Here is a 223-nt window from a genome sequence, read left to right as displayed (position 1 = left end):
TGGCGCGCCCGGGAGGATTCGAACCTCCGACCCCCTGATTCGTAGTCAGGTACTCTATCCAGCTGAGCTACGGGCGCTTTTCAGTCATCACTTAATCACTCAAGCAATGAATAACACTGTAACATCAAATACTTACCTTTGCAACTTGGCGCGCCCGGGAGGATTCGAACCTCCGACCCCCTGATTCGTAGTCAGGTACTCTATCCAGCTGAGCTACGGGCGC

Annotated in this window: 2 tRNA genes; both read right to left on the bottom strand. The window is 53.8% G+C overall.

What is annotated here, in order from left to right:
• A tRNA-Arg gene (locus tag R0J87_RS25675) sits at positions 1 to 77 on the bottom strand.
• A gap of 69 nt (positions 78 to 146) precedes the next feature.
• Positions 147 to 223: transfer RNA gene (locus R0J87_RS25670), tRNA-Arg, on the bottom strand.

Origin of the sequence: Halomonas sp. SIMBA_159 (genome assembly GCF_046536035.1) — a bacterium.
Taxonomy (GTDB): Bacteria; Pseudomonadota; Gammaproteobacteria; order Pseudomonadales; family Halomonadaceae; genus Vreelandella; species Vreelandella venusta_A.
Note: the sequence above shows the minus strand (reverse complement) of the source record. Positions and strands in the feature narration are given on the sequence as shown.